The following is a 26,398-nucleotide window of genomic DNA, read 5'->3' on the forward strand; positions in this document are numbered from 1 at the left end:
ATCCATGGACATCCGCCCCATCCTGACGACCCTGCGTCGCCACAAGACCGCCGCCGCGCTGATCGTGTTCGAGATCGCGCTGAGCTGCGCCATCATCTGCAATGCGGTGTTCCTGATCAGCAATCGCCTGGAACTGATGAACCGTACCAGCGGCCTGGCCGAGAACGAAATCGTCCGCGTCCAGTTGACCGGCATCAACAACAACAAGGACGCCGGCGCCGTGACACGGTCGGACTTGGCGGCGCTGCGCGCGCTGCCGGGCATCAAGGCCGCCACGGCCAGCAACCAGGTCACCTTCGGCAACTCCTCCTGGAACAGCGGCGTCAGCCTCAAGACGGACCAGCCGTTCCCGAACCTCAGCGCGACCACCTACTTCGGCGACGAGCAACTGATCGACACGCTGGGCCTGAATCTGGTCGCGGGCCGCCGTTTCAACAGCGACGAGTACGTCGACCTGGAGGAATTCGACAAGCCCGGCGCCGATCTTGGCGTGCCCGCAGCGATCCTGACTCAGGCAGTGGCCGACAAGCTGTTCCCAGGCGAGAACGCGGTCGGCAGGAACATCTATAGCTGGGGCGACAAGCCGATCCGGATCGTCGGCGTGGTCGATCACATGGCGCGTCCGAACAACCGCGGCGGCGCCGCCGAGTACGAATACTCGATGATCTTCCCGCTGCGGGTGACCTACGAGGCCGGCGGCAATTACCTGCTGCGGGTAGCGCCCGAGCGTCGCGAGGAAACCCTCAAGGCCGCGATCGCGACCCTGGAGAAGAACGGCCCGACCCGCATCATCCTCGAGGACGAGAGCAAGACCATGGAGCAGATGCGCCGCGAGTTCTATCAGCAGGACCGTTCGATGGCCTGGCTGCTGGTCGCGGTGTGCATCGCCCTGCTGGTGGTGACCGCGCTGGGCATCGTCGGCCTGGCCAGCTTCTGGGTGCAGCAGCGGACCAAGCAGATCGGCGTGCGTCGGGCGCTGGGCGCGACCCGCGGCCAGGTGCTGCGTTACTTCCAGACCGAGAACTTCCTGCTCGCCACGCTCGGCATCATCATCGGCATGGCCATGGCCTACGGCATCAATATGGTCCTGATGAGCCACTACGAGCTGCCGCGTCTGCCGGCGATCTACCTGCCGCTGGGTGCGCTGGCGCTGTGGGTGCTGGGCCAGATCGCAGTGTTCGGCCCGGCGCGCCGCGCCGCCGCCGTGCCGCCCGCGGTCGCGACGCGCTCGATCTGACGCGTTCGATCTAGAACGCGTGGCGTAGTTCCGGGCGCGATCGCATCGCGCCCGCTAGTCTCTCCGAGTCGGTCCGCAAGCCCGTCCAGCCTCCGCGCTGGACGGGCCCGGACCGGGTCGTCTCCACTTTCCGACACGGAGCCCCAAGCCATGTCCCCACGCGTCACCCTGCATGCCCTGACCATCGCCCTGACCCTGGCCGTCGGCGGCGTCCACGCCGCGCCGGCCACGAACAACGCCACACCGGCCAACGCCGCAAGCGCCGACGTCGCCGCCCGCACCCGCGCCCTCAATGCCCTGCTCGACGAGCAATGGCAGACCTTCCTGCGCGAAGCGCCGGAGCAGGCCAGCTTCTTCGGCGATTACCGCTACAACGACGGCTGGAGCGACTACTCGCTGGCCGAGGTCGAGCGCCAGACGGGCGAGCTCGAAAAGCTGCTCGTGCGCTTCCGCGCGATTGATCCCACCGGCCTGGCCGATGCCGACCGTCTCAATCTGCAACTGATGATCCGGCGCCTGGAAAGCGACCGCGAGTTCTATCGGCTCAAGCTGCACGAGCTGCCGCTGGACCAGATGAACGGTATCCACCTGCTGCTGCCGATCATCGCCAGCGCATTTCCGTTCAACGACGTCAAGCAGTACGACGAGTACATCGTGCGCCTGCGCAGCATGCCCAAGCTGCTGGACCAGGTCACCGAGCGCGCGCGCCAGGGCGCCAAGGACGGCCTGACGCCGCCGCGCTATCTGCTGGAGAAAGTGGTCGGACAGTGCGACGGCATCGCCGACCCGGCAGGCGCCGACAACGTGTTCGCCGCACCGCTGCAGAAATTCCCCGCCGGCATCCCGGCCGCCGAACGCGAGCGCATCCGCAAGGCCTTGCTGACCGCTATCGACGAACAAGTGCGCCCGGCCTATCGCAAGCTGTCGCAGTTCGTCGCCAAGGAGTACGCGCCGCAGGGCCGCGAAGAGCCGGGCCTGTGGTCGCTGCCCAACGGCGAGGCGCTGTACGCCTACCAGATCCGCCAGCAGGCCTCGACTTCGATGAGCGCCGAGCAGATCCACCAGCTCGGCCTGGCCGAAGTCGCACGTATCGAGAAGACCCAGTCCGAGATCGCGCGCAAGCTCGGCTACGCCGACCTTAAGGCGATGCGCGTGGCGGTGCGCAAGGATCCCAAGCAGCACGCGCAATCGCGCGAGCAGATCCTCGAGCTATACCGCAAGTACGTGACCCAGATGGAGCCGCGCCTGCCGGAACTGTTCGGCCTGCTGCCCAAGACCGGTGTCGAAGTGCGCGCGATCGAGTCCTACCGCGAGAAGTCCGCCTCCGCCGCCGGCTACATGCCCGGCACCCCCGACGGCTCGCGCCCGGGCATGATCATGATCAACACCAGCACGCCCACCGAGCGCCTGCTGATGCCGATCGAGGCGATCGCCTACCACGAAGGCATTCCCGGCCATCACCTGCAGAACTCGATCACCCGCGCCCTGCCGGAACTGCCGCCGTTCCGACGCCTGATCGGCGAGATCGCCTATATCGAAGGCTGGGGCCTGTACTCCGAGCGCCTGGGCAAGGAACTGGGCTTCTACCAGGACCCGTACAGCGACTTCGGCCGCCTCGCCCAGGAACTGGTGCGTGCCAACCGCCTGGTGCTGGACACCGGCGTGCACCACAAGCGCTGGACGCGCGAACAGATGGTGAGCTGGTACCGCGAGCACTCGGATTCCGACGAGGTCAGCATCCAGGCCGAGGTCGACCGCTACATCGCCAACCCGGGCCAGGCGCTGGCGTACAAGGTCGGCGAGCTCAAGATCGTCGAGCTGCGCGAACGCGCGCAGCGCGCGCTGGGCGACCGCTTCGACATCCGCGCCTTCCACGACCAGGTGCTGGGCGGCGGCGCGCTGCCGCTGGATGTGCTGGAACAGCGCGTCGATGGTTGGATCGCCAGCAGCCGCGGCGGCGCCAAGGCCGCGAGCGCGCCATGACCTGCGCGCCGCAACGCGATATCGGCGCCCGCGCGCCGCTGTCGTGCGGCGGCGCTGGCTATACTTCCGCCGGACCCGCAGCGGCGTCGCGCACGCCGCCGCACCTTCAAATTCCCGGAGCCCTATGCGCACCGTCCTGGTGATCGACGACAACCCCGCGGTCGGCACCGCGCTGGACCTGCTGTTCGGCCTGCGCGAGATCCGCGTGCTCACCGCGCAGTCGCCCGAGGAAGGCCTGCAGATGCTGGCGCGCGAGGACATCGGCCTGGTGATCCAGGACATGAACTTCAGCGCCGACACCACCTCGGGCGAGGAAGGCGTGGCCCTGTTCCGCGACATCCGCGCGCGCCATCCCGACCTCCCGATCATCCTGCTCACCGCCTGGACCCACCTGGACATCGCCGTCGACCTGGCCAAGGCCGGCGCGGCCGACTACCTGGCCAAGCCCTGGGACGATCAGAAGCTGCTGGCCAGCGTCGAGAACCTGCTGGAGCTGTCGGCGAGCACGCGCGAGGTCAACCGCCTGCACGATCAGCGCCGGCGCGTGCAGCGCGAACTCGAATCGCGCTACGACCTGCGCGGGCTGGTGTTCGCCTCCGAAGCGCTGGCGCGCGTGGTCGAACTGGCCGGCCATGTGGCGCGCGCCGACGTGCCGGTGCTGATCACCGGCCCCAACGGCTCGGGCAAGGAAAAGATCGCCGAGATCGTGCAGGCCAACTCCTCGGTCAAGTCCGGACCGTTCGTGACCCTCAATTGCGGCGCGCTGCCGTCGGAACTGATCGAAGCCGAGTTGTTCGGCGCCGACGCCGGCGCCTATACCGGCGCCAGCAAGGCCCGCGAAGGCAAGTTCGAAGCCGCCGACGGCGGCACGCTGTTCCTGGACGAGATCGGCAACCTGCCGCTGGCCGGGCAGATGAAGCTGTTGCGCGTGCTGGAGACCGGACGCTTCGAGCGTCTGGGTTCCAACCGCGAACGCCAGGTCAAAGTCCGCGTGATCAGCGCGACCAACGCCGACCTGCCGGCGATGATCCGCGACGGCCGCTTCCGCGAAGACCTCTACTACCGCCTCAACACCATCGAGATCCACCTGCCGCCGCTGGGCGAACGACCCGACGACGTGCTGCCGCTGGCGCGAAAGTTCTTGCGCGAGCTCGCTGGCGACGGCGGCAAGCGACTGAGCGAGGAGGCCGAGCGCGCACTGACCATGCATTCCTGGCCGGGCAACGTGCGCGAACTGCGCAACACCCTGCAGCGCGCGGTACTGTTGGCGCGCGGCGACGGCATCGGCGTCGCCGACCTGGGCCTGCCCACGCCGACCGCCCATACGTCGGCGGCAGCCGGCGGCGACGAACCGGACCGCGCCAGCATCGAGGCCGCGCTGGAACGTGCCGGCGGCGTGCTCGCGCAGGCCGCGAGCGAACTGGGCTTGTCGCGTCAGGCACTATATCGCCGGCTCGACCGGCTCGGCATACGACGGGAGTGAGGAGATCGCGATGCGCTGGCGCCGTCTGCCCCTGAGCCTGAGCTTCAGCGCGATCGCGCTGGCGTATCTGATCGTGGGTACCGCGCTCACGACCTGGCTGATCACCCTGCTGCCGCAACGCTGGATGGCACCGGCGCTGACCGTGGCCTTGCTGCTGCCTCTGCTGATCTACCATGTCAGGCGAGCGTTCGCGCCGATGAACTCGCTGTTCCGTGCGCTCGCCGGCAGCGTCGCCAGCTACCGCGACGGCGACTACAGCTTCGGCCTGTCCTGGTCCGGCCGCGGCGAACTGGGCGAACTGGTCGAGAGCCACAACCGCCTCGGCGAGGCCCTGCGCGAGCAGCGGCTGTCGCTGGTGCAGCGCGAACTGCTGCTCGACACGATGGTTCAGAACACGCCGGTGGCGATGGTGCTGATCGATCCGAGCCGGCGCGTCGTCCACGCCAATCTCGCCGCCCGCAAGATGCTGGGCGAAGGGCGGCGGCTCGAAGGCCAGTCCTTCGAGGACCTGCTCATGCGTGCGCCCGAGCCGGTGCGCGAAGCCTTCGAACGCGGCGGCGACGGCATGTTTACGGTCGGGGACGAGGACAACGAGGACATCTATCACCTCGCCCGGCGCATGTTCCGCCTCAACGGCCGCCATCACGAACTGGTGCTGCTGCGCCAGCTCACCGCCGAGCTGCGGCGCCAGGAAGTGCAGACCTGGAAGAAGGTGATCCGGGTGATCAGCCACGAGCTCAACAACTCGCTCGCTCCGATCGCCTCCCTCGCCCATTCCGGCGCCGAACTGTTGCGGCGCGGCCAGTACGACAAACTGCCGACCGCGCTGACCACCATCGAGGAGCGTGCGCGCCACCTGGAAGGCTTCATCCGCGATTACGCGCGCTTCGCCAAGCTGCCGTCGCCGCGGCTTGAAGCGGTGGACTGGTCGCGCTTCCTGGCCCAGCTGCGCAGCCAGGTCGATTTCGTCTACGACGGCCGTGCGCGCGGCCAGGAAGGCATCGCCCATTTCGACGCCGCACAGCTGGAGCAGAGCCTGCTCAACCTGCTCAAGAACGCGCACGAGTCCGGGTCCAAGCCCGAGGACGTGCGGCTGGTACTGCGCCGCTCGCCGGGCGCCTGGCGCATCGACGTGCTCGACCGTGGCACCGGCATGAACGAAGCGGTGCTGTCCAATGCCTTGCTGCCGTTCTACTCGACCAAGCGCAACGGCACCGGCCTGGGCCTGGCGCTGGCGCGCGAGATCGCCGAAGCGCACGGCGGCCGCATCGCCCTGCTCAATCGCGAAGGCGGCGGGCTGTGCGTGTCGATGCTGATTCCGGATTGAGCCAGGCCAGGCGAACGCAACACTGTGGGAGCGGCGTAAGCCGCGATATCGATAGTTCGTCTACGGCGACAGCCGCAGCGAGCGTTGCGGCCTATCCGGAATAGAAACATTCCCGCAACTGCGGGTCCGATCGCGGCTTACGCCGCTCCCACAGAGAGCCAATCAATGACCTGGGATGCGCCGGATCGAGAACCAGCGAGCAATCGCCTAGTTCCCGATGCCTCACCAGCCTCTATTCTTTGGGCTTCTTCACCGGCCGCTGCCATCCGTCCAGGGTGACCTGGCGCGCACGCGCGACGGTCAGCTTGCCTGCCGGCGCGTTCTTGCCTATCACCGAACCGGCGCCGATGGTCGCGCCGGCGCCGATGGTCACCGGCGCCACCAATGCCGAGTTGGAACCGATGAAGGCGCCGTCCTCGATGACGGTGGCGAACTTGTTCACGCCGTCGTAGTTGCAGGTGATGGTGCCGGCGCCGACGTTGACGCCGCTGCCGATGGTCACGTCGCCGAGATAGCTCAGGTGGTTGGCCTTGCTGCTCACTCCCAGGCGCGCGTTCTTGGTCTCGACGAAATTGCCGATATGCACGCCGTCGGCGAGCACCGTCCCTGGGCGCAGACGCGCATAGGGCCCGATATGGGCCGTGCCTTCGACCACTACGCCGTCGAGGTCGCAATGCGCGCGCACTTCCGTGCCGGGGCCGAGCTTCACGTCTTTGAGCCGGCAGAACGGGCCGATGCGCACGCCGTCGGCGAGTTCGACCCGGCCTTCCAGCACCACGTCGACATCGATCTCGACATCGCGCCCGACGCTGACTTCGCCGCGCTGGTCGTAACGCGCCGGATCGGCGAGGCGCGCGCCTTGCTCGCACAGCGCACGCGCGGCGCGACGCTGGAACGCGCGTTCCATCTGCGCCAGCTGCCAGGGATCGTTGACGCCTTCGACTTCGAGCGGGTCGGCCACGTGCACCATCTCCGCGGCGCTGAACTCGGCCGCGGCGGAAGCGAACACGTCGGTGAGGTAGTACTCGCCCTGGGCGTTGTCGTTGCCCAGGTTCTCCAGCCAGCGCCGCAGCGGTTCGCCGTCTGCGACCAGGATGCCGGTGTTGACGGTACGGATCTCGCGCTGCTCGTCGTCGGCGTCTTTGTGCTCGACGATCTGGCCCACGCGGCCTTCGGCGTCGCGGACGACGCGGCCGTAACCGGTGGGATCGCCCAGATCGGCGACCAGCACCGCAAGCCGGCCCGGCGCGTCCAGCAGGCGTTGCAGGGTCGCGGGCGTGGTCAGCGGCACGTCGCCGTACAACACCAGCACGCGCGCATCCAGCGGTACGTCCGGCATCGCCTGTTGCACGGCGTGGCCGGTGCCCAGACGCTGCGCCTGTTCTGCCCAGTGCAGATCGGGCTGGTCGGCGAAGGCGGCACGCACCTGCTCGCCGCCGTGGCCGTAGACGAGGTGGATGCCGGCGGAGTTCAAGGCGCGTGCGGTCGCGATCACGTGCGCGAGCATCGGCCGGCCGCCGATTTTCTGCAGCACTTTGGCGGTGGCGGACTTCATCCGCTTGCCCTCGCCGGCGGCGAGGATGACGACGTGCAGGGGTGCGGCCATGCGGGCTCCAGGAGCGATTATGCGTTCAGTTGCCAGTGATTCTAGCCGCGCGGGCCCTGCTAGGATGCGGCGGTGCCGAATTCGCCCGCGCTCCCCTACCGTCGCCGTCCGCAGGCGCAGCCGCGTCCCGCGTGGAGCCACGCACGATGAGCCTGGGCCGGCAGGGCCGCCACTATCTGATCATCGGCCTGATCCAATGGCTGCTGGATTGGGGCGTGATGGTCGCGCTCAGCCACGCCGGCATGGCGGTGGAACCGGCCAACGTCGCCGGACGCATCAGCGGCGCGCTGCTGGGGTTCTGGCTCAACGGCCGCATCACCTTCGCCGGCGACGACACCCGCATCGGCCGGCGCCAGTTCGGCCGCTTCCTGGGCATGTGGCTGGCGACCACCCTGGTCAGCACCTGGGCCATGGGCGCGATCGACGACGCGGTCGGCCTGACCTGGACCTGGTTGGCCAAGCCCGCAGTGGAACTGATGCTGGGCGGTATCGGATTCCTGCTGTCGCGGCATTGGGTCTATCGGCGCTGAAGCGCGAGAGACCAAGCTTTCTGTGGGAGCGGCGTAAGCCGCGATCGAATCTTCAGATCCGCAGCTGAGGCCACGATTGGGGCACGGCGGTCGCGGCTCACGCCGCTCCTACCCCACAGCGGGAAGCATGTCCGGGGGCCTGAAACGAGAAACGCCGGCGCGAGGCCGGCGTTTTCGTTCGCGACGCGGTGGCGCGCGATCAGTGCTTCATGTTCTTGCGCAGACGCTCCAGCGCCTGCAGCTGCGCCATGGCCTCGGCCAGCTTGGCCTGGGCTTCGGCCACGTCCATCTGCGGACCGCGGTTGGCCAGCGTACGCTCGGCTTCTTCCTTGGCGGCGCGCACGGCGGCCTCGTCGATGTCCTGGGCGCGGATCGCGGTGTCGGCCAGCACGGTCACGACCTGCGGCTGCACTTCCAGGATGCCGCCGGACACGGCGAAGTCCAGCTGCTCGCCGTTGGGCAGGGTCACGACGACCTTGCCGGGCTTGAGGCGCGTGATCAGCGGAGCGTGGCGCGGCGCGATGCCGAGCTCGCCGATTTCGCCGGTAGCGACCAGCAGCGTCGCCTCGCCGTGGAAGATTTCTTCCTCGGCACTGACGATGTCGCAACGGAAGGTGGATGCCATAAGAAAACGCCTCTATTCATTGTCTCCCTCTCCCCCATCGCGGGAGAGGGCAGGGGTGAGGGCACACGGAGCTTCGGGCGCGAACGTCGTTACCGCAACAGCACCAACCGCGTCGGCACCCTACCCCTCCGCCGCCGGGCGGCAGAGAGGAAAACCGTGGTTTAGCCCACGCCCATCTTCTTGGCCTTCTCGACCGCTTCTTCGATCGCGCCGACCATGTAGAACGCCTGCTCCGGCAGGTGGTCGTATTCGCCGTCGACGATGCCCTTGAAGCCGCGGATCGTGTCCTTCAGCGAAACGTACTTGCCCGGAGCGCCGGTGAACACTTCGGCGACGTGGAACGGCTGCGAGAAGAAACGCTCGATCTTGCGCGCGCGCGACACGGCCTGCTTGTCTTCTTCCGACAGCTCGTCCATGCCCAGGATCGCGATGATGTCCTTGAGTTCCTTGTACTTCTGCAGGGTCGACTGGACGCGGCGCGCGGTGTCGTAGTGCTCGGCACCGATCACGTTCGGGTCGAGCTGACGCGAAGTCGAGTCCAGCGGATCCACGGCCGGGTAGATGCCCAGGGACGCGATGTTACGGCTCAGCACGACGGTGGCGTCGAGGTGGGCGAAGGTGGTCGCCGGCGACGGGTCGGTCAGGTCGTCCGCGGGCACGTACACGGCCTGGATCGAGGTGATCGAACCGGTCTTGGTCGAGGTGATGCGCTCCTGCAGGACGCCCATTTCCTCGGCCAGGGTCGGCTGGTAACCCACCGCCGACGGCATACGGCCCAGCAGCGCCGAGACTTCGGTGCCGGCCAGGGTGTAGCGGTAGATGTTGTCGACGAACAGCAGCACGTCCTTGCCCTTGCCCGACGCATCCTTCTCGTCGCGGAAGTACTCGGCCATGGTCAGGCCGGTCAGGGCGACGCGCAGACGGTTGCCCGGCGGCTCGTTCATCTGGCCGTACACCATCGCGACCTTGTCGAGGACGTTGGAGTCCTTCATCTCGTGGTAGAAGTCGTTGCCCTCGCGGGTACGCTCGCCCACGCCGGCGAACACGGACAGACCCGCGTGCGCCTTGGCGATGTTGTTGATGAGTTCCATCATGTTGACGGTCTTGCCGACGCCGGCGCCGCCGAACAGGCCGACCTTGCCGCCCTTGGCGAACGGGCACATCAGGTCGATGACCTTGATGCCGGTTTCGAGCAGGTCGTTGGCCGAGGACTGGTCCTCGTACGACGGAGCCGAACGGTGGATTTCCCAATGATCGGTCGCCTGCACCGGGCCGGCTTCGTCGATCGGGTTGCCCAGCACGTCCATGATGCGGCCCAGGGTGCCCGCACCCACCGGCACCGAGATCGCGTGACCGGTGTTGGTCGCGATCAGGTTGCGCTTGAGGCCGTCGGTCGAACCCAGTGCGATCGTGCGCACGATGCCGTCGCCGAGCTGCTGCTGCACTTCCAGCGTGATTTCGGTGTTGGCGACCTTCAACGCGTCGTACACCTTCGGCACTTCCGCGCGCGCGAACTCGACGTCGACGACCGCACCGATGATCTGAACGATCTTGCCCTGGCTCATGGTTCTTTCCTCAGTAACTTAATGCTGCATGGCGGCCGCGACAGGCGTCCGCGTGTATGGTTTAGACCGCCGCGGCGCCGCCGACGATTTCGGAGATTTCCTGCGTGATCGCAGCCTGGCGGGCCTTGTTGTAGACCAGCTTCAGGGTGTCGATCAGCTTGCCGGCGTTGTCGCTGGCCGCCTTCATCGCCACCATGCGGGCGGCGTGCTCGGACGCGACGTTCTCCAGCACCGCCTGGTACACCAGCGACTCGATGTAGCGCGTCAGCACGTGCTCGAGCACGGTCTTCGCATCGGGTTCGTAGATGTAGTCCCAGTCGTGGCGGGCGACCTGCGTTTCCGGCTCCGGCAGCGGCAGCAGCTGATCGAACGCCGCGCGCTGGGTCATGGTGTTGACGAAGTCGTTATAGGTCAGATAGACGCGGTCGATGTTGCCGGCGCTGTAGGCGTCCAGCATCACCTTGATCACGCCGACCAGCTGCTCCAGGTGCGGCTTGTCGCCCAGGTGGGTGACCGACGCCAGCATGTTGACCTTGATCCGGCGGAAGAACACCGAGGCCTTCTGGCCGATGGTGACCACGTCGACCTCGACGCCCTGCTCCTGCCACTTGCGGATCTCGCCGAGCAGCTTGCGGAACAGGTTGTTGTTGAGGCCGCCGGCCAGGCCGCGGTCGGAGGAGACGATGACGTAACCGACGCGCTTGGTTTCCTTGCGCTCGATCATGTACGGATGCTGGTAGTCGGAATTGGCCTGGGCCAGGTGACCGATCACCTGCTTCATCACGCGCGCGTACGGGCGCGACGTCTTCATGCGCTCCTGCGCCTTGCGGATCTTGGAGGCCGAGACCATCTCGAGCGCGCGCGTCACCTTGCGGGTGTTCTGCACGCTCTTGATCTTCGTCTTGATTTCGCGTCCGCCTGCCATTAACTCGCTCCGCTCGTGGGATTAGGGATTAGGGATTGGGGATTCGTACTAGCGGGAGTCGGGCTCGGTTTTGCCGAATCCCGAATCCCGGATCACGAATCCCGGCCTTACTCACCAGGTCCCGGTCTGCTTGAACTCTTCGATGCCCTTCTTGAAGGCGCCTTCGATCTCGTCGTCCCACGCACCGGTGCTGTTGATCTTGGAGATCAGCTCGCCGGCGGTGTTGACGAAGTGCGCGTGCAGGGCTTCCTCGAACGCGCCGATCTTGGTGACCGGCACTTCGTCCATGTAGCCCTTGTCGACCGCGTAGATCGACAGCGACTGCAGCGCGATCGACATCGGCGCGTACTGCTTCTGCTTCATCAGCTCGGTGACGCGCTGGCCGCGCTCGAGCTGCTTGCGGGTGGCTTCGTCCAGGTCCGAGGCAAACTGCGCGAACGCAGCCAGCTCGCGGTACTGGGCGAGCGCGATACGGATGCCGCCCGAGAGCTTTTTGACGATCTTGGTCTGCGCGGCGCCGCCGACGCGGGACACCGAGATACCGGCGTTCACGGCCGGACGGATGCCGGCGTTGAACAGGTCGGTTTCCAGGAAGATCTGGCCGTCGGTGATCGAGATCACGTTGGTCGGAACGAACGCCGAGACGTCGCCCGCCTGGGTTTCGATGATCGGCAGCGCGGTCAGCGAACCGGTCTTGCCCTTGACCGCGCCGTTGGTGAACTTCTCGACGTACTCCTCGGACACGCGCGCGGCGCGCTCGAGCAGGCGGGAGTGCAGGTAGAACACGTCGCCCGGGTAGGCTTCGCGGCCCGGCGGGCGCTTCAGCAGCAGCGAGATCTGGCGGTAGGCCACGGCCTGCTTGGACAGATCGTCGTACACGATCAGCGCGTCTTCGCCGCGGTCGAGGAAGTACTCGCCCATGGTGCAGCCGGAGTAGGCGCTGATGTACTGCATCGCGGCCGACTCGGACGCGGTCGCCGCGACCACGATGGTGTGCGCCATGGCGCCGTTTTCTTCCAGCTTGCGCACGACGTTGGCGACCGAGCTGGCCTTCTGGCCGATCGCGACGTACACGCACTTAATGCCGGTGCCCTTCTGGTTGATGATCGCGTCGATCGCCATCGCGGTCTTGCCGGTCTGGCGGTCGCCGATGATCAGCTCGCGCTGGCCGCGGCCGATCGGGATCATCGCGTCGACGGTCTTGTAACCGGTCTGCACCGGCTGGTCGACCGACTTGCGCCAGATCACGCCCGGCGCGACGCGCTCCACCGGCGCGGTCAGCTTGGCGTCGATCGGGCCCTTGCCGTCGATCGGCTCGCCCAGCGCGTTGACCACACGGCCCAGCAGCTCGTTGCCGACCGGCACTTCGAGGATGCGCGCGGTGGTCTTGGCCACGTCGCCTTCGCGCAGGTGCTCGTAGTCGCCCAGGACCACGGCGCCGACCGAGTCGCGCTCCAGGTTCAGCGCGAGCGCGAAGGTGTTGTTCGGCAGCTCGATCATTTCGCCCTGCATCACGTCGGCCAGGCCGTGGATGCGCACGATGCCGTCGGACACGGAGGTGACCGTGCCTTCGTTGCGCGCCTCGGCGGCCAGCTTGACCTTCTCGATGCGGGTCTTGATCAGTTCGCTGATTTCGGACGGGTTGAGCTGCGTGCTTGCCATGGGTGGTTCCCTTGTGCCCGGCGATGACGCCGGATTTGCAATTAAGTTCGTTCTGGTCGCCGGTCAGCCCGCGAGAGCGGTCTGCAGGCGCGCGAGCTTGCCCTTGAGCGAGCCGTCGATCACTACGTCGCCGGCGTCGATCACCGCGCCGCCGATCAGCGACGCATCGACCGCGGTCTCGAGCTCGACTTCGCGGCCGAAGCGCTTCTTCAGCGCGGCCTTGATCGATTCGAGTTCGGCCGCCGGCAGTTCGCTGGCGGCGGTGACGCGCGCCTTGACGATGCGTTCGGCTTCGGCGCGCAGTTCCTCGAACAGGCCCGCGATCTCCGGCAGCAGCGGCAGCCGGCGGTTGTCCGCGAGCAGGCCGAGGAAGCGCAGGTAGGCTTCGTCTGCGCCGTCCATCGCGATCAAGCCGACGGCGTCGGCCGACGACAGGCGCGGATGCGCGATCAGCTCGTGCACCTGCGGGTCGGCGGCGATGCGCGCGGCGAGGGCGAGGCCCTGCGACCATGCGGCGGAGCGGCCGCCGTCGCGCGACAGCGCAAACGCAGCGCGGGCGTACGGGCGGGCGAGTGTGAGGTTCTGGCTCATCAGCTTTGGGCTATCCGATCAGTGCGTTCGCGTCGCGCGCCGTTACAGCTGCGCAGCCAGATCGTCGAGCAGCGCCTTGTGGGCGTTGGCGTCGATCTCGCGCTTGAGCAGCTTTTCGGCACCGCTGACGGCCAGCGTCGACACCTGCTTGCGCAGGTCTTCGCGGGCGCGATTGGCGGAGGCGACGATCTCGGCATCGGCCAGCGCTTTTTGGCGCGTGGCTTCGACGACGGCATCGGTCTTGGCCTGGTCGATGATCTGATTGGCGCGCTGATGCGCCTGATCGATGATCTCGTTGGCCTTGGTGCGAGCCTCGCGAAGTTCCGCATCGGCGCGTTCTTGCGCTTGGATGAGGTCCTTCTGGCTACGCTCCGCGGCGGCCAAGCCTTCGGCGATCTTCTTTTGGCGTTCTTCGATAGCCGCGTTCAGCGGCGGCCAAATGAACTTCATCGTGAACCATACGAGGATCGCGAAGGAGAGCATCTGACCGAAGAAAGTCATGTTGGGATTCATGACGGGTCCTCGACGTTGCTTGCGTTGGACCGGCTTGCGCCGGTCCGGCTTTGTCCGGTCCGCGCGATTAGGCGCGGATCGAGACGGATCAGGCGGCCTGCTGCAGGACGCTGATCAGCGGGTTGGCGAACGCGAAGAACAGCGCCACGGCGAGACCGATGATGAACGCCGCGTCGATCAGGCCGGCGAGCAGGAACATACGGCCCTGCAGCATCGGGACCAGCTCCGGCTGACGCGCGGCGGATTCGAGGAACTTCGAACCCATGATCGCGATGCCGAGGCAAGCGCCCAGAGCGCCGAGACCGATGATGATGCCGATCGCGATGGCGGTCAGACCCTGAACGTTGGCGATGAACTCCATGGTGCTTCTCCTGGTAGAGGTAGTGCTAAACGGTGAAGGGAAACGAATTTGGTTACAGCGGAATGAGGGGTGCAGCTGGGTGATGCGGCTTGAATCAATGGCTTTCGCGGGCGCCTGCGATGTAGACGACCGTGAGGATCATGAAGATGAAGGCCTGCAGCAGGATGATCAGGATGTGGAAGATCGCCCAGGCGGCGTTGGCGATGATGCCGGGGACGATGGTGTAGATGCTGCCCATCAGGCCGGCGATCAGCATGAACACCAGCTCGCCGCCGTACATGTTGCCGAACAGTCGCATCGCCAGCGAAACCGGCTTGACCAGCCACTCGATGACGTTCATCACCAGGTTGACCGGGACCAGCACGATCTTCATGAAGCCGTGCGCATGGAACGGCGCGGTCAGCAGCTCCTTGCCGAAGCCCAGCGCGCCCTTGGCGGAAACCGCGTGACCGATCAGGATGAAGAACACCGAGGCCGACAGCGCGAACGTCGTATTGAGGTCGGCGGTCGGAACGGCGCGGAAATAGGTGTGGTGCGCGGCTTCGGCGCCGGCGGTGGTGTGAACCAGCCAGCCGAACAGATCCAGCGGCAGCAGGTCCATCGTGTTCATGAACACGACCCACATGAAGATGGTCAGCGCCAGCGGGGTCACCGTGCGGCGATCGCCGTGGAAGGTGTCCTTCACCTGGCCGTCGATGAACTCGACGATCATCTCGACGAAAGCCTGGCCCTTGCTGGGAACGCCGGCGGTGGCCTTGCGCGCAGCGAGGCCGAACCACAGCACGAACACCAAGCCCAGCGCCAACGCGACGATCCACGAGTCGAAATGGAACTGGCCCCCGAACACCTCCGTGGTGTTGTGGGTCAGATGGTGCTTGATGTATTCGTTCAGGCCGCCCGAACCGGTCTGTTCACTCACGAAAAGACACCTATCGTTTCAAAAGATTGGCCAGTACGAAGGCCAGCGTCGCCGCAAGCACCCCGACCAGCATTGGCAGCGGCGGCAACCGGAACACGGCCAGACCCAGCCCGAGCACCAAGAACACCACCACCCACTTGAACATGACTCCGGCCAGCAACCGCCCTATGGCCGCTCCGGCCGGTTGCACGCCGCCCCCCAACGCCATCCAGGCCGCCACGAAAGCACCCGCGAAGACCGCGCCCCCGCCGACCGCCGCCGCTAGCGCGAAGCGCGCACCGAGGGGGAGGAAGGCCAGCGCGGTCAGCGCCGTCGCGCCGGCTTGCCAGGCAATCGCGCGCGACGCCAGCCGGCGGCCCGTGGACATTGGATCGTGCACGCGGGTCTCGTCGGTCTGGGGTAGGCGCAAAGCGCCCGGTAGAGCCGCAAAAGTATAGAACGCGTGAGCGTTTCGGGCAACCGCCGAGCGTCACGTCCGCGGCGGGCACCATGCCCCGGTTCGAGGCAGCATCGATGCGTCTTCGATCCATGCGCAGCACTATGCGCCGTAGCCGTAGGCCGTTGAATTACCTGGCAGGTCAAGTCTCGCGTGCCATGCGCCGCAAGCCAGCGTCGCGATAGCTATCGACTATGGAAGCCAGCGCGACTATCGATTTGACTTACGGCTACCAAAGTCCACAATCGAGAATAATTCTCATTCATCGACGTCCGTCATGAGCAAGACCCTCAGCTTCGCCTGCGTGCATTTCACCGTCGCCTTCCTGGTGGGCTACCTGATGACCGGCAGTATCTGGGTCGGCGGCGCCTTGGCCCTGGTCGAGCCGGCCTGCAATACCGTGGCCTTCCACCTGCACGAGAAGGTCTGGAAGCGTATCGAGCGCCGCCGCGCCGAGACTGCGGCGGCCGCCCTGGCGAGCTGAAAGAAATTGCGGAACCTTTCCGCCCGGGCCCGGTCAGTCTTAAGGAACGCCCTCCGCCACTCTCTCCTCGTCAATGGCAAAAGCAGCGGTGGGCTCCCCGAAGCCCCGGCCTCATCCGCCGGGGCTTCGCCTTTGTGATTTTCGTCACGCTTTCGCGATCTAGCGCTTTGAATCGCGCGATTCAAACGCTTGCTTTCACGATCGTTCCACTCCGTTTTCGGCATTGATGGATCTGCTGGCACATCGGTTGTGCCGTGCCGGCCTTCCCCCGATCCGGAGTGCGACTAGTGAATCCCAGAACCCTCCCCCTGACGCTCGCGCTTGCCGCGGCCGGCGTCGCGTTCGCGCGCCCCGCGCATGCCATCGAAGACGATCGCTTCACCCTGCGCCTGGGCGCGATGCAGGTCGACGCGCAAAGCGAGCTGCGCGGCAACACCGTATTCGCCGGCCAGCCGTTCGAATTCAGCGAAGACTTCGACTTCGGCGGCGACGAAGTCGTGCCGCGGCTCGAAGGCCAGTTCCGCTTCAGCGAACGCAACCGCCTGCTGTTCAACTATTTCGGCTACGACAAGGACCGCCGCGCTACGCTGGGCCAGGATCTGTCGTTCGACAACGTCACCATTCCCGCCGGCAGCTTCGCCAAGGCCAAAGCCAAGTTCGAACTGGCCAGTGTGATGTACGACTACGCAGTGGTCGAGACCGACACCGTCAGCCTCGGCCTGCAGCTCGGCGTGGAGTACGCCAAGCTCGAGGGCAAGCTCTACGCCGAAGCCGGCGCGAACACCTACGAAAGCCGCTCCAGCGACGACGGCTATGCGCCCGTGGTCGGCGCGCGCCTGACCGTGGCGCCGAACGAGAACTGGCGTTTCGTCGCCCAGGGCCAGTACCTGGATGCGAGCTGGGGCAACTTCGACGACTACGAGGGCGATCTCAGCCGCGCCAACGCCCTGGTCGAGTACCGCTTCACGCCCAACGTCGGCGTGTTCGTCGGCTACGACTGGTTCAAGCTCGACGTGGACCAGAGCGGCAGCGACGGCGTGCTGGGGCTGGATCAGCGCTTCAAGGGCCCGATGGCGGGCGTGACGTTCGCGTTCTGATCGCCGGAACCGGCGTTAGTCGCCGTCGTTGGCGCATTAGTACCTTCGGCGCCGCACTCCCTCCCCTTTCCTTCTCCCGCAAGCGGGAGAAGGAAAAGGGGAGTGCCCGTAGCTGCGCTCAAGCGCACCACCGGGCGTGCTCGGCACAGCGCGACGATGCGGTTCGCCTGCGGCTCACCGCATCCTACGCAATCGCGTTGCCGCTATCGCATCCGAAGACTCAAGCCTTCTTCTTCGGAATGTACAGATCGGTGATCGTGCCCTCGTATACCTCGGCCGCCATCGCCACCGATTCGCTCAGGGTCGGGTGCGGGTGGATGGTGTGGCCGATGTCGGCCGCTTCGCAGCCCATTTCGATCGCCAGCGCCAGTTCCGAGATCAGATCGCCCGCATGCACGCCGACGATGCCGGCGCCGATCACGCGGTGCGTGGCTTCGTCGAAGATCAGCTTGGTGAAGCCCTCGCTGCGGCCCAGGCCCAGCGCGCGCGCGCTGGCGGCCCAGGGGAACTTGCCGACGCCGATCTTGAGGCCCTTGGCCTTGGCTTCGGTCTCGGTGACGCCGACCCAGGCGATTTCCGGATCGGTGTAGGCCACCGACGGGATCACGCGGGCGACCCACTCTTTCTTCTCGCCGGCGGCGACTTCGGCCGCGAGCTTGCCTTCGTGAGTGGCCTTGTGGGCGAGCATCGGGTTACCGACCAGATCGCCGATGGCGAAGATGTGCGGCACGTTGGTGCGCATCTGGCGGTCGACCGGGATGAAGCCGCGCTCGGTGACCTGCACGCCGGCCTTGTCGGCGTCGAGCTTGCCGCCGTTGGGGGCACGGCCGACCGCGACCAGCACGCGATCGAACAGCTGCGCCTCCGGTGCGCTGCCGCCCGCGGTCGCGGGTTCGAACGAGACCTTGATGCCCTGCTTGCTGGCCTCGGTGCCGGCGGCCTTGACCTTCAGGTGCACAGCTACGCCCTGCTTCTTCAGGCGATCGGCCAGCGGCTTGACCAGGTCCGGATCGGCGCCCGGCATCAGCTGGTCCATGAACTCGACCACGGTGACTTCGCTGCCCAGGGCGCGGTAGACCGTCGCCATTTCAAGCCCGATGATGCCGCCGCCGACGACCAGCAACTTTTTCGGTACCTCGGCCAGCTCGAGCGCGTCGGTGGAATCCATGACGCGCGGGTCGTCCCAGGGGAAGCCCGGCAGTTTCACCGCCTGCGAACCGGCGGCGATGATGCATTGCTCGAAACGGATCAACTGGCTGCCGCCCTCGCCCGTCACTTCGAGTTCATTGGGCGAGACGAAACGGCCGGTGCCGGTGACCACACGCACCTTGCGCTGCTTGGCCATGCCGGCCAGGCCCTTGGTGAAAGTGCCGACGACCTTGTTCTGCTTGAAGTCGCGCAGCTTGCCCAGGTCGATCTTGGGCGTGCCGAAATCCAGGCCGATGTCGGCCGAATGCGAGGTCTCGTCGATCAGCGCGGCCGCGTGCAGCAACGCCTTGGACGGAATGCAGCCGACGTTGAGGCAGACGCCGCCGAGGGTGGCGTAGCGCTCGACCAGCACCGTGTCCAGACCCAGGTCGGCGGCGCGGAACGCGGCGGTGTAGCCGCCGGGGCCGGAGCCGAGCACGAGCATGTGGCATTCGACGTCGGCCTTGCGGCCGCTGGCAGCGGCTGCGCTGGGCGCAGGCGCGGCGGGTGCGGACGGCGCAGCCGGCGCAGGCGACGCGGCGGGCGCGGCTTCGGCGGCCTTCGCGGGCGCAGGCGCAGCGGCGGGCGCGGCCTTGCTCTCGCCGGCCGCATCCGTAGCGGCCGTTTCCAGGATCGCGATCACCGTGCCTTCCGCGACCTTGTCGCCGAGCTTGACGCTGATCGACTTGACCACGCCGTCGGCCGACGACGGCACTTCCATCGTCGCCTTGTCAGACTCCAGCGTGACCAGGCCCTGGTCCTTCTTGACGCTGTCGCCGACCGCGACCAGCAACTCGATGACCGGTACGTCGTCGTAACCGCCGATGTCCGGGACTTTGACTTCAATCGTTGCCATTCGCTGCTCCCGTGCCGCCCGCGGTATTGCCGGCGAGCCATTTATTCAATTCGTCCAGGGACTCCGACAGTTCGGCCCAGCGGCGCGCGCGCCGCTCGTCGCCATCGTCGGTCGCCTTGATCAGGAGTGCGCTCTGCCGCATCAGCAGTTCGCCGGCGCCGCATTCGGGCTGCAGGCCGCTGACGCGCAGGCCGTCGACCATGAACAACAGCGTGTCCGCGTCGTGGAAGGTCGCCGCGCGGTCTTCCGGCACGGTCGCGCTGAGCGCGCGGCGCCAATCGGCGACCAGGCGTTTGGCCAGCGCGGCCGGCATCGGCACATCGACGACTTCCGGCTGCTGATCGACGCGCATGCGCAGCGCGCCGCCGCTCCAGGCCGCGACGCGATCGTCGGCCTCGGCGTAACGCAGGCGCCAGTCGGCGTCGCCCTCGGCCGGCACCAGCAGCAGGCCGCTTTCGTTGCGGTAGGGCGGCAGCGTGGTCAGGCTCAGCGCCGGCTTGGCGCCGGCCGCGAACAGGCCCTCGACCGCGCTGCCATGGTTCTCGGTCGCCGGCGGCCAGCCGCGGCCGAGTTCGGGCTTGCATTCGTCGGCGGCGCGCGCGAGTGGGGAAGCCAGCAGCAGCGCCGCCAGGGCGAGTGCGGAAACGGACGTCGATAAGGCGTAGGCGTGGGAGTCGCTCATGAGAACTGTCGGGATCCTGTTCAAGGCGTGGCCGGGGGAATCACGGTGTTCTGGTCGTACACCAGGCGCCAGCCGTCGGCTTCTTTCGCGAACACCAGGCTGAGCCAGGCTTCGCGCCGGGTTTTGAAACTGCCGTCGGCTTGCAGCGCCTGCGATTCGTATTTCACCAAGGCGACGCCGACGTCGCCGAGCTCGCGCACCGAGCGTATTTGGAAACGCATGCGCCAGTCGCGCTCGGCGAACCAGTCCACGTGCAGCGATCGGAACTGTTCGCGGCTGTCGAGTACCTGACCGTTGGGCAGGATCAGGGTGAGTTTGTCGCCGCTGGTGACCGTGGCCAGCAAGGCGTCGAGGTCGCGGGCGTTGATCGCGGCCAGGTGCGCGTCCAGCGTCGCCTGCAGCGAACGCGGCGGCGCGGGGTCGGCGGCATGGACCATGGCCGACCACAGGCTGCCGGCGAGCAGCAGCCCGATCGCGCAATGGCGAAGTCGAATCGGCATGGCCGCGCCCGACGCCGTCGGCCCGCGCTTACAGCAGCACGCGCCGCATATCGCCCAACAGCTGGGCGAGATACGCGGTGAAGCGCGCGGCGGCGGCGCCGTCGATGACGCGGTGGTCGTAGGACAGCGACAGCGGCAGGATCAGGCGCGGCGCGAACTGCTTGCCGTCCCAGACCGGCTTGGTCGCCGACTTGGACACGCCCAGGATCGCGACTTCCGGGGCGTTGACGATCGGGGTGAACGCGGTGCCGCCGATGCCGCCCAGCGAGCTGATCGAGAAGCAGCCGCCGCTCATGTCGGCCGGGCCGAGCTTGCCTTCGCGCGCCTTGGCGGCGAGTTCGCCGGTCTCCTTGGCGATCTGCAGCACGCCCTTCTTGTCGCAGTCGCGCACCACCGGCACGACCAGGCCGTTCGGAGTGTCGGCGGCGAAACCGACGTGGAAGTACTTCTTCAGGGTCAGGTTCTCGCCCGAGGCGTCGAGCGAGGCGTTGAAGGTCGGGTACTTCTGCAACGCAGCGACGCTGGCCTTCATCAGGAAGGCGAGCATGGTCAGCTTGAGGCCGGCCTTCTCGTTCTCCTTGTTGAGCGCCACGCGCAGCGCTTCCAGGTCGGTGATGTCGGCGTCGTCGTGCTGGGTGACGTGCGGGATCATCGCCCAGTTGCGCGCGAGGTTGGCGCCGGAGAGCTTCTGGATGCGCGACAGCGGCTTGGTTTCGGTCTCGCCGAACTTGCTGAAATCGACCTTGGGCCAGGGCAGCAGGTTGAGCCCGCCGCCGAGCGAAGGCGCGGCGCCAGCGCCGGCCGGCGCAGCGCCGCCCTGCATCACGCCCTTGACGAAGGACTGCACGTCCTCCTTGGCAATGCGGCCGCCGCGGGCGCTGCCGCTCACATGCGACAGATCTACGCCGAGCTCGCGCGCGAACAGGCGCACGGCGGGGCTGGCGTAGGGAACCTTGTCCGGCAGCAGCTCTTCGGCAGTGAAGGCGACCGGCGGCGTGCGCGGCGGCATCGCTTCCGGATCGGTACCGGCGCCGACGCCGGCCAGGGCGACCGGGGCGGCGGCGGCCGGCGCGGGAGCAGCCGCGGCAGGCGCAGCGGGGGCTGCAGGCGCGGGGGCTGCAGGCGCGGTCGCAGCGGCCTTGGGTGCCTCGGCCGCAGCGGCGGCGGGCGCGGCCGCGGCGCCGCCCGCGCTGGGCTCGATCAGAGCCACCACGCTGCCTTCGGCCAGGTTGTCGCCGATCTTGACCTTGAGCTCGCGCACGATGCCGGCGAACGGCGCCGGTACTTCCATGGTCGCCTTGTCGGACTCCAGCGTGACCAGTCCCTGGTCTTGTTGGACCGTGTCGCCGACCGCGACCAGCAGTTCGATGACGGGGACGCCGTCGTAGTCGCCGATGTCGGGGACGCGTGCTTCCTTCAGCTCAGCCATGATCGTGGGGCTCCGCAAATGCGCGAAAACCCTATTGTGGCTGCTGGAGCCAGCCACGCCAACCGCAGTCTTTGGCCGTATGCGCGTACGGGCAGGTACTGGGCCTGCAGGGATAGGCGGCCCGGGCCGGATCGACCAAGCGCGACCGCGCCGCCCGGCCCGGAAGGCGCGGGCCGTGGCGCGTCGCGACCGCGGCGCTTACTTCCTGACCTTCACGGTGCGCGGCTCGGCCTTGGCGGTCATCAGATTCAAGGGCTTGCCGTCGACCCGGACTTCCAACTCGTTGTCGAGCCGGTCCAGCTCGACCATACGCCGACACAGGCTCTCGGCCCGCACTTCGAGCGCGTCGGCGCGCGGCTTGACCTTGGCTTCGACCTGCGCGTCCAGGTTCTCCAGGCGCTTGAGCCGGGTCTCGTCGCCGCTGAAGGCGGCGCCGATCGCGCCGCCGACGATGTCGCCGATCAGGCTCGGAATCACCTCGCCGACCGCCTCGCCGATGCCCTCGCCCAGGTCGTCGCCATTGAAATGGGTGGGCGTGACCGAGCGCGCCAGGCGCGCGTCGATCTGGGCACGGGCCTTGTCCAGCTTGGCCCGCGCGGTCTTGGGATCGCTGCTGAAGCCGGCCGCGACCTCGCCCAGGGCGGTGAAGGCGATCTCGGCGGCCTCGCGACCGATCCGCTGCGCCTCGGGCATCGCCGCCCGGGTCTGCTGCTCGAAATCGGCAATGCGGCGGCTGTCGGCCGCGCTCAGGCTCAGCCACTTGTCGTCCACGAACAAGCGCCCCTGGCGCATCACGATCGCCTTCGGGGTGCCGGTGTCGCGGGTGAAGATCACGCTGCGCTCGTTGAGCGTCAGCTCGTAGTCGCTCTGGACATTGCACTCGATCTCGTCCGCCCAGGCGGCGCCGCAGCTCAGCGCGAGCACCGCCAAGGCCAGCAGCCGCGGCGAGAGGGAACGACCGGAACGGTTCTGGGCAGGGCGGCGCATCGTCGGACTCCATGTGACGGGGTGAGGCCATGATGCCGCGCGCCGGGGCCGGCGTCCCCTGCCGGTGGGGAGCATGACCTTCGCCATGCGACGGCGGCCGCGGCACTCCCCTGTGAACCGGCTGCGTTCATGGACGGTTGCATTGCGTTTATAGCCGAGGTTTCGAGTTCTTTGTTCATCTGCGGCGCCACAGCGCGCTCCATACGCTGCGCGCTTCCGCAACGATTCAGAATCGCCGCATCGCCAGCGGGCATCGCACGCACAGCCCGTCGCTACGCCGCCTGCACACATCGCGCACAAATTCGAGCAATACCGTCGGCATGCTCGTTCAGCCACGAAACGACGCGAATCGTCACGACTTCAAGTTCGGTTCATCGCAGTAGTGATTCTCATGCGAAGCCGCGCGCTGCGCACACGACGCAAAAGTTCCGCGTCGCGCGATCACGGCGCAAGCAACGTTCATGCGCAAAGTCCTAGCCTGCGCACGCCTCCCCCAAGGCATCCACATAAGACAACCAAGGAGTCCACGCCATGATGCGCTTTCGTCATTTGACCCTCGCCCTCCTCGGCACCCTGGCCATCGCCCCGGCCGCATTCGCCCAGGACGCCGGCACCGCTACCGGCAAGCGCTTCGCCGTCGTCGGCGGCTATGCGCTGTCCGAGCCGACCAAGAATCCGTCGATCGCCGGCGCCCGCAGCCAAGTCGACGGCGACGGCGCTGCGACCCTGAGCGCCAGCTACTACATCACCGACAACATCGCGGTCGAAGCCTGGGGCGCGGCCGACAAGTTCGGCCACCGCGTCAACCTCAACGGCGCCAAGGCCGGCAGCGTCGATGCGCAGCCCTACGCCGTGAGCGGCCAGTACCACTTCGGCGCGCCGGACAAGACCGTGCGCCCGTTCGTGGGCCTGGGCTACTACGAGTCCAACTACAGCGGCGAGAAGGCCGAGCCGGCCGGCGTGCTGGCCGGCCAGCGCATCGGCGTGGAAACCGCCAAGGGCGCGATGGCCACCGCCGGCGTCGACCTCAACATCAACCCGACCTGGTTCGCCCGCGCCGACGTGCGCTATCTGCAGGGCAAGTCGGACGCGCGCGTCGACGGCGTCAAGGTCGGCGAGGCCGAACTCAACCCGGTGGTCCTGGGCGTGGGCCTGGGCGCGCGCTTCTAAGCCCGCCGCGCAACAACCGCAGCACCGTCGCCGGAACCTCGGCGATCGCAACACCAGGCGGACCCCGGCGACGGGGTCCGCTTTCTTTTTGCGATGCCGCATCCGCTCGGGCCCGATGCGCGGGCATGCCGAAAGCGGTCGCTACGCACTGCTGCACCCGCGCGGGCATGGCTACACTCGGCGCTCCTGTCCTCGCCGCGAGTGCCACCATGCGTCTGCCCGTCCTGCTTGCCCTGCTGTTGCTCGCGCTGCCCAGCGCCGGCGCGTACGCGGACGACACCAGCGAGGCGTCCGCGGCGCCCAGGCGCGTCGCGGTGCGGGCCGCGCGCCTGATCGACACCGCCCACCAGCGCGTGGTCGAGCGACCGCTGGTGCTGATCGAAGGCGAAAAGATCGTCGCGGTATCCGCCGGCGGCGAGGCCCCGGCCGGGGTGGAACTGATCGACCTGGGCACGGCCACCCTGATGCCGGGCTTCATCGATCTGCACGTGCACATCACCGGCGACTCCACCAGCGGCACCGGCAACTACTTCGAGGACATCCTCAAGCGCAGCCCGATCGACGACGCGGTCACCGCCCACCTCTACGCCGAACGCACCCTGCGTGCGGGCTTCACCACGGTGCGCAACGTCGGCTCGGCCGAGTACATCGACGTCGCCCTGGCACGCGCGATCGACCACGGTCGCCTGCAGGGCCCGCGCATCCTGCCCTCGGGCCTGGCGATCGGCGCGACCGGCGGCCATATCGACGGCAACACCGGCTTCTCGCCCTACCTGGAGTTCCACAACGCCAGCGGCGTCGCCGACGGCGTCGAGGCGGTGCGCGCGAAGGTCCGCGACAACGTCAAGCACGGCGCCGAGGTGATCAAATTCATGGCCGGAGCCGGCGTGCTCAGCGCCGAAGCCTCGGTCGGCGCGCCGCAGTACACCCAGGAAGAGATGAACGCGATCGTCGACGAGTCCCACCGCTGGGGCAAGCGCGTCGCCGCGCATGCGCACGGCGCAGAAGCGATCCGCATGGCGATCCTGGCCGGCGTCGATTCTGTCGAGCACGCCAGCTTCATCGACGACGAGGGCCTGCGCCTGGCCAAGCAGAAGGGCACCTGGCTGGTGATGGACGTCTACAACGACGACTACATCCTGGCGGAATACGCGCGCCTGGGCTTTCCGCAGCAGATGATCGACAAGGAGAAGCTGGTCGGCCGCACCCAGCGCGAAAATTTCCGCAAGGCCGTGCGCGCGGGCGCGCGCATGGGCTTCGGCACCGACGCCGGCGTGTATCCGCACGGCGACAACCGCAAGCAGTTCCCGAAGATGGTCGAGTGGGGCATGACGCCGATGCAGGCCCTGCGCGCGGCGACCTCGGACGCGGCCGAGCTGCTGGGCTGGTCGGACAAGGTCGGCGCGGTCGAGGCGGGACGCTACGCCGACCTGGTCGCGGTCGCCGCCGATCCCCTGGCCGACATCCATGCCCTGGACGCGCAGCCGGTGTTCGTGATGAAGGGCGGCGAAGTGGTGATGCGGGACGCGAAGGTCGTGGCGCCGTAAGGCCGAATTCTCGCCGCATTCCCCGCCGGCGCGCTCGACCATCTCCTTCACGCCGCCGCGACTTCCGCCTCTGCGTCCTGAAGCGACGGAGGGGTGAAGGCCGATCCTCCGCATCCGTTCAGCCGCAAGGTGGAGACTGCGAGACCTCCCCCAAGGAGGAGTTGCGCCATGAGTTCGCATCGCATTGTTTTGTCCGCCCTGCTCGCCAGCGCCCTCGCCGTCACGATGCCGCCGGCACGCGCCGCGTCCGACATCGACTGCAAGCTGGACTACAACCTCACCGGTTGGTCGCTGGTCTACAAGCACACCACGGGCACCGGCCGCGTGACCTGCAACAACGGCGCATCGATGCCGGTGCGCGTGAGCGCCAAGGCCATCGGCGTGACGGCCGGCAAGTGGAAGATCGACAACGGCAAGGGCCGCTTCACCGACGTGCACAACATCCGCGAGGTGCTGGGCCACTACGCGCAAGCCAGCGCCAACGCCGGCATCGTGAAGTCGGGCGAGGCGCAGATACTCAGCAAGGGCACCGTGTCCCTGGCCCTGGCCGGTGGCGGCGAAGGCGTCAACGTCGGTATCGACGTCGGCGCATTCAATATCGAACCGATGCACTAAGTACGCCAAGCGCGCTTGAAGGTGACGAAGGCGGCCTCCGGGCCGCCTTCTCTTCGATGAAGCCGCCGCCTTGCGACCGG

25 protein-coding genes are annotated in these 26,398 nt (G+C 67.4%); 10 read left to right on the forward strand and 15 right to left on the reverse strand.

What is annotated here, in order from left to right:
- Nucleotides 1–4: 4 nt before the first annotated feature.
- The 4 genes from ASE10_RS06020 to ASE10_RS06035 all read left to right on the forward strand — a co-directional run bounded on the left by ASE10_RS06020 (nt 5) and on the right by ASE10_RS06035 (nt 6,030).
- Nucleotides 5–1,237, forward strand: a complete 1,233-nt coding sequence (locus ASE10_RS06020) for an FtsX-like permease family protein (RefSeq protein WP_056305955.1) — start codon at nt 5–7, stop codon at nt 1,235–1,237.
- 150 nt (nt 1,238–1,387) lie between these two features.
- The gene (locus tag ASE10_RS06025) at nt 1,388–3,220 is read left to right on the forward strand and encodes a DUF885 family protein (RefSeq protein ID WP_200945843.1); all 1,833 of its coding nucleotides are present in this window, start codon (nt 1,388–1,390) and stop codon (nt 3,218–3,220) included.
- Between the two features lie 124 nt (nt 3,221–3,344).
- On the forward strand, nt 3,345–4,703 hold the full coding sequence (locus ASE10_RS06030) for a sigma-54 dependent transcriptional regulator (RefSeq protein WP_055904378.1): 1,359 nt from the start codon (nt 3,345–3,347) through the stop codon (nt 4,701–4,703).
- Between the two features lie 10 nt (nt 4,704–4,713).
- Nucleotides 4,714–6,030, forward strand: coding sequence for an ATP-binding protein (locus tag ASE10_RS06035; protein ID WP_055904380.1), 1,317 nt, complete (start codon nt 4,714–4,716; stop codon nt 6,028–6,030).
- A 232-nt stretch (nt 6,031–6,262) separates the two neighbouring features.
- Here ASE10_RS06035 and glmU read toward each other — a convergent pair whose 3' ends face one another.
- Nucleotides 6,263–7,636, reverse strand: coding sequence for a bifunctional UDP-N-acetylglucosamine diphosphorylase/glucosamine-1-phosphate N-acetyltransferase GlmU (glmU, locus tag ASE10_RS06040; RefSeq protein ID WP_055904383.1), 1,374 nt, complete (start codon nt 7,634–7,636; stop codon nt 6,263–6,265).
- 146 nt (nt 7,637–7,782) lie between these two features.
- Between glmU and ASE10_RS06045 the strand changes: the two genes are divergently transcribed.
- A complete protein-coding gene (locus tag ASE10_RS06045; RefSeq protein WP_055904386.1) occupies nt 7,783–8,166 on the forward strand; it encodes a GtrA family protein in 384 nt (127 codons plus the stop codon).
- Nucleotides 8,167–8,365: 199 nt separating this feature from the next.
- On the opposite strand, the gene ASE10_RS06050 is transcribed toward ASE10_RS06045, so the two are convergent.
- From ASE10_RS06050 to ASE10_RS06090, 9 genes are all read right to left on the reverse strand, one after another.
- Nucleotides 8,366–8,791: a F0F1 ATP synthase subunit epsilon gene (locus tag ASE10_RS06050; protein ID WP_055904389.1), complete on the reverse strand. Its 426-nt coding sequence runs from the start codon at nt 8,789–8,791 to the stop codon at nt 8,366–8,368.
- 161 nt (nt 8,792–8,952) lie between these two features.
- Entirely contained in the window at nt 8,953–10,356 is a 1,404-nt protein-coding gene (atpD, locus tag ASE10_RS06055; protein ID WP_055904392.1) for a F0F1 ATP synthase subunit beta, read from the reverse strand.
- A gap of 61 nt (nt 10,357–10,417) precedes the next feature.
- Nucleotides 10,418–11,281, reverse strand: a complete 864-nt coding sequence (atpG, locus tag ASE10_RS06060) for a F0F1 ATP synthase subunit gamma (protein ID WP_055904395.1) — start codon at nt 11,279–11,281, stop codon at nt 10,418–10,420.
- Nucleotides 11,282–11,392: 111 nt separating this feature from the next.
- Nucleotides 11,393–12,943, reverse strand: coding sequence for a F0F1 ATP synthase subunit alpha (gene atpA / locus ASE10_RS06065; protein ID WP_055904398.1), 1,551 nt, complete (start codon nt 12,941–12,943; stop codon nt 11,393–11,395).
- Between the two features lie 63 nt (nt 12,944–13,006).
- Nucleotides 13,007–13,534 carry a F0F1 ATP synthase subunit delta gene (locus ASE10_RS06070; protein ID WP_055904401.1) on the reverse strand — a complete coding sequence of 176 codons (528 nt, stop codon included), beginning with the start codon at nt 13,532–13,534 and terminating at the stop codon, nt 13,007–13,009.
- Between the two features lie 42 nt (nt 13,535–13,576).
- Nucleotides 13,577–14,047 carry a F0F1 ATP synthase subunit B gene (locus ASE10_RS06075; RefSeq protein WP_055904404.1) on the reverse strand — a complete coding sequence of 157 codons (471 nt, stop codon included), beginning with the start codon at nt 14,045–14,047 and terminating at the stop codon, nt 13,577–13,579.
- A gap of 88 nt (nt 14,048–14,135) precedes the next feature.
- The gene (gene atpE, locus ASE10_RS06080; RefSeq protein WP_055904408.1) at nt 14,136–14,408 is read right to left on the reverse strand and encodes a F0F1 ATP synthase subunit C; all 273 of its coding nucleotides are present in this window, start codon (nt 14,406–14,408) and stop codon (nt 14,136–14,138) included.
- Between the two features lie 94 nt (nt 14,409–14,502).
- Nucleotides 14,503–15,327 carry a F0F1 ATP synthase subunit A gene (gene atpB / locus ASE10_RS06085; protein WP_055904411.1) on the reverse strand — a complete coding sequence of 275 codons (825 nt, stop codon included), beginning with the start codon at nt 15,325–15,327 and terminating at the stop codon, nt 14,503–14,505.
- A gap of 10 nt (nt 15,328–15,337) precedes the next feature.
- Entirely contained in the window at nt 15,338–15,694 is a 357-nt protein-coding gene (locus ASE10_RS06090) for a hypothetical protein (protein ID WP_055904414.1), read from the reverse strand.
- Between the two features lie 346 nt (nt 15,695–16,040).
- Here ASE10_RS06090 and ASE10_RS06095 point away from each other — a divergent pair, with 346 nt between their 5' ends.
- Together ASE10_RS06095 and ASE10_RS06100 are read left to right on the forward strand one after the other, a co-directional pair.
- Nucleotides 16,041–16,247 (forward strand): DUF2061 domain-containing protein, encoded by a 207-nt coding sequence (locus ASE10_RS06095; RefSeq protein ID WP_055904417.1) that lies wholly within the window; start codon nt 16,041–16,043, stop codon nt 16,245–16,247.
- Nucleotides 16,248–16,534: 287 nt separating this feature from the next.
- Complete coding sequence (locus ASE10_RS06100) at nt 16,535–17,344, forward strand: YfaZ family outer membrane protein (protein ID WP_056305957.1); 810 nt, start codon at nt 16,535–16,537, stop codon at nt 17,342–17,344.
- A 220-nt stretch (nt 17,345–17,564) separates the two neighbouring features.
- Here ASE10_RS06100 and lpdA read toward each other — a convergent pair whose 3' ends face one another.
- The 5 genes from lpdA to ASE10_RS06125 all read right to left on the reverse strand — a co-directional run bounded on the left by lpdA (nt 17,565) and on the right by ASE10_RS06125 (nt 22,986).
- Nucleotides 17,565–19,388, reverse strand: coding sequence for a dihydrolipoyl dehydrogenase (gene lpdA / locus ASE10_RS06105; protein ID WP_056305959.1), 1,824 nt, complete (start codon nt 19,386–19,388; stop codon nt 17,565–17,567).
- Nucleotides 19,375–20,070, reverse strand: coding sequence for a hypothetical protein (locus ASE10_RS06110; RefSeq protein WP_056305960.1), 696 nt, complete (start codon nt 20,068–20,070; stop codon nt 19,375–19,377). Before ASE10_RS06110 ends, lpdA begins: the two co-directional genes overlap by 14 nt.
- Nucleotides 20,071–20,090: 20 nt before the next feature.
- A complete protein-coding gene (locus ASE10_RS06115) occupies nt 20,091–20,570 on the reverse strand; it encodes an SgcJ/EcaC family oxidoreductase (RefSeq protein ID WP_055904432.1) in 480 nt (159 codons plus the stop codon).
- A gap of 28 nt (nt 20,571–20,598) precedes the next feature.
- Nucleotides 20,599–21,999, reverse strand: coding sequence for a dihydrolipoyllysine-residue acetyltransferase (aceF, locus tag ASE10_RS06120; RefSeq protein ID WP_082559734.1), 1,401 nt, complete (start codon nt 21,997–21,999; stop codon nt 20,599–20,601).
- A 198-nt stretch (nt 22,000–22,197) separates the two neighbouring features.
- Complete coding sequence (locus ASE10_RS06125) at nt 22,198–22,986, reverse strand: DUF2884 family protein (protein WP_055904435.1); 789 nt, start codon at nt 22,984–22,986, stop codon at nt 22,198–22,200.
- 531 nt (nt 22,987–23,517) lie between these two features.
- On the opposite strand from ASE10_RS06125, the gene ASE10_RS06130 reads away from it, so the two are divergent.
- The 3 genes from ASE10_RS06130 (at nt 23,518) to ASE10_RS06140 (ending at nt 26,318) form a co-directional block, all read left to right on the forward strand.
- Nucleotides 23,518–24,156 (forward strand): OmpW family outer membrane protein, encoded by a 639-nt coding sequence (locus ASE10_RS06130; RefSeq protein ID WP_055904439.1) that lies wholly within the window; start codon nt 23,518–23,520, stop codon nt 24,154–24,156.
- A 209-nt stretch (nt 24,157–24,365) separates the two neighbouring features.
- Nucleotides 24,366–25,703, forward strand: coding sequence for an amidohydrolase family protein (locus ASE10_RS06135; RefSeq protein ID WP_082559735.1), 1,338 nt, complete (start codon nt 24,366–24,368; stop codon nt 25,701–25,703).
- Nucleotides 25,704–25,871: 168 nt separating this feature from the next.
- Nucleotides 25,872–26,318, forward strand: a complete 447-nt coding sequence (locus ASE10_RS06140; protein ID WP_055904442.1) for a hypothetical protein — start codon at nt 25,872–25,874, stop codon at nt 26,316–26,318.
- Nucleotides 26,319–26,398: the final 80 nt, after the last annotated feature.

The sequence above is a fragment of the Lysobacter sp. Root76 genome, from assembly GCF_001428685.1.
Classification (GTDB): Bacteria; Pseudomonadota; Gammaproteobacteria; order Xanthomonadales; family Xanthomonadaceae; genus Lysobacter.